Raw genomic sequence first — 4,656 nt, 5'->3', positions numbered from 1 at the left:
TTACTTGAATGCTCGATTCGCTATCCGCAATAGGTGTCGCGAAACGCATGCAGCAAATTGCAACAGTCTCGGCAAACTCGATCACGCATTTCAGCGCGGTGCATGAACGTTTGTTTGGATTCCCGCGACGAATGCACTTGCTAACGCACTTGGAATGCCAATTGCTTGTTCGTCTTTGCAAATCGAGTTCGCAATTACTCCTTGCTGCGAACGTGCTCCTTGCTGCGAACGGTTGTCATGATGTTTTTTGAGTTGCGTTTTCGCTTGACGATCGTCATCGTTCTAGTTTTTATCGCGATCTCGGCAGTGGAAGCCCAATCGGTGATCTCGACCGACGTGGTGCGAGACATTCAAACGCAGACTCGTAAAACACGCCAGGGCGGCAGGGTGGCGTCTTGGCAAATCGATCCGTTTATGACGGAGGTGCAAGAGACGGCGATCATGGCGTTCTTGAAAGAACCATGTCCATTTGCATGGAACGATGGTGTCACGTTAGCGGAATTAACCCGAGACTTGGCGACGCGAGTTGCGGCGAAGATCGAAGTTCAGGCTTTGGAGGATTTGGGGCTGAAAGAAAGCATGGTGCTGGTTCCGAAAAAGCAGAGAACCGCCAATTTTATCGTGGACCAGGGGGATCCGTTTGCGGATTCGTCGCCGTCGGCTTCGCGAATGAATGATCTCGCGACGCAATCGAAATCGAGCGGCCATCTGGGGCAGCAGGGGCATACCGGAGACAAGCCTTGGTGGCGATCTTCGTTCCCGACGGAAACGCAGGTTTTGGGGCGATCCAATGCAGAGACCGTTTCGGTTGGCGCCGCAGTGACTCGATTGTTAGAGCCACACGGACTCGTGCTTTCGATACGCATGGGACATGTGTTGGTAACGACGCGAGAAAGTGCAGAGGACCATCTGTGTATTCGTGTCTATGACGTGACACCATTGGTAGGAAGCGAACGCGAACCGACGGGCAATGCAGCGGCAACGCGATCAGGCTTGTGGCGGCAATCATACGTCGATCGCTATGAACCGCTGATGCAGGTGATTGAAACGAACGTCGATCCCACGGGCTGGGAGGCACTGGGAGGGCCGTCCACGATGTCGATGTTGACAATTCGCAGCCAACGTTGGTTAGTGGTTGCGTCGACATCGTCAACGCACTGGAAGATCCAAGCGATGTTGGATCGATTGAATCGTTAAGGCAATCTCACGGAACTTGCCAGCCGCTGAGGGGTTGAATCGAACTATGGCCTCGCTGGCTTGCCACTTTTTTACTAGTTCTGGGACTGTTCTTGTGAAATCAACCTCTCTGATTGCCGCTGCCGCTTTTGCCGTGAACATTTGTATTGGCGTTTCCAGTTCGGCCAAGGATCTCGATTCCGGCTGGCCCCAGTGGCGGGGCCCGGAAGCGTCGGGCGTCGCGCCGGAGGGAAATCCGCCGACTCAGTGGAGCGAAACGGAGAACATTCGCTGGAAAATCGAAGTGCCGGGGGTGGGTAGCTCGACGCCGATCGTGCTTGGCGACCGCGTCTACGTTGCCACCGCCGTGAAAACGGATCGGACGAAAGAGGGGGCCGAAGCGTCGGCAGAGTCGCCAGCGGCCGAATCGTCCGAGCCGCCACGACGTGACCGCGGCGGCGAGCGACCGGGAGGTTTTGGTCGCGGTGAAAGAGGGGAGCGAGCTGGCCGCGGTGAACGGGGCGGCCGCGGTGAAGGGGGTGGTCGGGGCGGCCGAGGTGGTCGTGGCCGCGGCGGGGCGGAGCCGACCCATTACTACGCCTTCATGGTGTTGGCCTACGATCGAGCCAGCGGGTCAGAGGTTTGGCGGAGCACGGTGACCGAACAAGTGCCTCACGAAGCCGGACACAACACCAATACATTCGCCTCCGCGTCGCCAGTGACCGACGGAGAACGGCTGTATGTTTCGTTCGGATCGCGAGGCGTTTATTGTTTGGATTTGAATGGGAAAACATTGTGGAGTCGCGATTTGGGCAAGATGCAAACGCGAGCTCAATTTGGCGAAGGCAGTTCGCCTGCGGTCTTTGGCGACACCCTCGTTGTCCCCTTTGACCACGAAGGGGAATCGTTCATCGTCGCCCTGGATGCGAAATCGGGTGAAGAGCGTTGGCGGAAAACGCGTGATGAACAAACGACTTGGTCGACTCCTTTGATCACCCAGTACAAAGGACGCACGCAAGTGATCACGAACGGCAGCAATCGTGTTCGTAGCTATGACTTGTCCAGCGGCGAATTGATTTGGGAGTGCGGGGGGCAAGCCGGCAATCCGATTCCGTCGCCCGTCCGGTTCGAAGACAACGTGATTGTGATGACCGGATTCCGAGGCTACGCGATCTATTCGATCCCGCTCAGCAGCAAGGGGGACATCACCGACAGCGACTCGATCACGTGGATCGAAGAAGACGCGGCCCCCTATGTGCCATCACCGCTGCTGTATCAAGGCCAGCTTTATTTCGTCAAAGCCAACAATGGCGTCCTGCTTTCACGCGGCGCGAAAACAGGAGAATTGCTGATTGACCAAACGCGATTGCCCGATATTTCCACCATTTATGCGTCGCCTGTCGCAGCGAACGGCCACGTTTATTTGACCGGACGCGATGGCACGACGTTGGTCTTGAAGCATGGAGACTCGTTTGAAGTTGTTGCCAAAAACAAACTCGATGAAGAAATCGATGCCTCGGCGGCCATCGTCGGCGACGAGATCTTCTATCGTGGCAAACAACACCTATACTGTGTTGCCAAAGATTGAGGATGGCCGGATATCGCGTGATGCGCAAGTCGCAAGTGACGCATCAACTGCGTCACGCTCTTGATGAGGGCCATCCATTTGATGCTCTACCGCTGCGAAAATAACGATGAAAAAAAAGATTCAGATCGACGATCTCTGCTTCACTCGCGATGAAGACAGGGGAGGGTGGAGCTGTGAAACGGAGATCAAGGGCTGGAACGGTCCGCAAGAGGTTTGCGATGTCGTGATCGAGATCGACACCGAAATGGGCGACACGTTTTCAACACAATTGGCCGCGGATCGTGAGCCCAGCGAAGCTCAGATCGCAGCGGTCAAGTATTTGTTGGAAAACCAGTCTCGAATCATCACGCGAGTGCTCGATGCGTCGCTGCGTTGGGCTCGTTATTTCATGGAAAGCAACGAGGGGTGGTTTGACGAGGAAGAAGTCATCACAAATGTTTCGGATCTTCGTGAGAACTTAGCTGGGCTCGATATCCTGGTCAGCCCGCAAGCCGTGGACGGTTTCGCATGGATCGGCTTCAGTACCGATTGTGAGTGGGACGAGGAACATGGGCTTGGGGTCGCCGTGTGGAAAGACACGGTGATCGATGTCGGGCATGCTGATGTTGCTTTTTCGACGCCCTACGGCGGTTTTGACGAAATACTGCCCATCGAAGAAAAGGAAACTCGCGAAAACGTGTTGAGCTCGCTCGAAGAGCAAGAGCAGCAAGCCGAAGCCGCCTACCTTGCCTCGCTGCCCGATAGCGTCAAATTGGTCCAAGCGATCTGTATCGATGATCAAGACGAAGTGCAGCGATTGAAACAAAGGGGGGCAAAGGTGAGCGATACTCCGGCGACCTTTCCCGCCCCCATCTTCATGGCGATCCAATCGCAAAGCCCCGCGGCAGTCGCGGCGATGATCGAAGAAGGAGCGTCGCTGCGAGTTAAAAACGACGAGGGGCAAACGCCGGAGGAATTTGCACAGCAAATGATGGATGCCTTCACGATGAGCTCGCAGATGCCCTTTGCCGATCCCGCGCAGATGAAGGAGATGATGTCCGAATTTCTTGGCGAGGACGTCGGCGATCCTTACCAGATGATTCAAGAAACGTTGGACGAGATTCGGGGGCTCGGCGGCGATCTGGCGGATGCCGCCGAAGAGGTCGGCAGTATGTTTGATCGTTTGACAGGCGAGGATTCTGCGATCACACCCTCAAACTCGCGTGACCCAGAACCGCAGGAATCCGTCGAGTCGCTTCAGCAAATCTTGGAAATTTTGAAGCAAGCCAAGGGAGACTTAAAGTCGTAATTCCATCACGCGGATCGGGTGTTTGGGATCGTCCTCGAGTTCGACTTTGTGCTCGGTGTATTGCCAGCCGCGGTTTTGAATCCAGCCGCGGAATTCGTTGGCAATAAACCGATACGGATCACTCAGCAGCACTCGGCCTCCCTCGGTCAAGTGTTGTCGCAAGCAAACGTCAAGCTCAGGCCACAATTGACGCAGATAGGTGACGTCGCTGCCCAGGATGATCGGAAACGATTGATCCTCGAGCGTGTCGATGCCAAATCGCAATCGCTGGACTGTGCATTGATCACGGTGTTGCCATACGCTCATTCGCACCAGCAGCAGCGGGTCTTCGACACCATCGGTTAGCGTAACTTTTGCGCCCCGCAGCATCGCGGCGATGCCGGCATGTCCGGTCCCGCAACCAAGTTCCAGTACCGGAACGTCTTTGACGTCGACGTGATCGAGGAAGCGGTCCAGTCCCGCGGCGGCCCGCCATGTGGTCGCCCAAAACGGATCGATCACCCCTTCTTCGCCCGCGTCTTGGCGTTCACACGCTTCGATCAACATGCTGTCGGGGTCCGCCGCCACGGCCAGCTTGTAGGGTTGGTTGGCAATCGAAATCGCG

General features: G+C 56.0%; 4 protein-coding genes. 3 read left to right on the top strand and 1 reads right to left on the bottom strand.

Annotation, left to right across the window (positions count from 1 at the left end):
• The first annotated feature begins 237 nt into the window (after positions 1–237).
• From RMSM_RS03555 to RMSM_RS03545, 3 genes are all read left to right on the top strand, one after another.
• On the top strand, positions 238–1,197 hold the full coding sequence (locus RMSM_RS03555; RefSeq protein WP_040763929.1) for a hypothetical protein: 960 nt from the start codon (positions 238–240) through the stop codon (positions 1,195–1,197).
• A 94-nt stretch (positions 1,198–1,291) separates the two neighbouring features.
• Positions 1,292–2,764, top strand: coding sequence for a PQQ-binding-like beta-propeller repeat protein (locus RMSM_RS03550; RefSeq protein ID WP_008691665.1), 1,473 nt, complete (start codon positions 1,292–1,294; stop codon positions 2,762–2,764).
• A gap of 106 nt (positions 2,765–2,870) precedes the next feature.
• Entirely contained in the window at positions 2,871–4,052 is a 1,182-nt protein-coding gene (locus RMSM_RS03545) for a DUF6985 domain-containing protein (RefSeq protein ID WP_008691663.1), read from the top strand.
• Here the strand turns inward: RMSM_RS03545 and RMSM_RS03540 are convergent.
• Positions 4,041–4,656: class I SAM-dependent methyltransferase (locus RMSM_RS03540; protein ID WP_040763928.1), on the bottom strand; the 616-nt coding region annotated here is incomplete at its 5' end. The two genes, RMSM_RS03545 and RMSM_RS03540, sit on opposite strands and share 12 nt — an antisense overlap.

The sequence above is a fragment of the Rhodopirellula maiorica SM1 genome, assembly GCF_000346295.1.
Lineage (GTDB): Bacteria > Planctomycetota > Planctomycetia > Pirellulales > Pirellulaceae > Novipirellula > Novipirellula maiorica.
This window is presented reverse-complemented; position numbering and strand designations above follow the sequence as displayed.

Coding starts and splice junctions, on each gene's coding strand:
- RMSM_RS03545 (WP_008691663.1), top strand. CDS start 2,871: ATGAAAAAAAAGATTCAGATCGACGATCTCTGCTTCACTCGCGATGAA.
- RMSM_RS03555 (WP_040763929.1), top strand. CDS start 238: ATGATGTTTTTTGAGTTGCGTTTTCGCTTGACGATCGTCATCGTTCTA.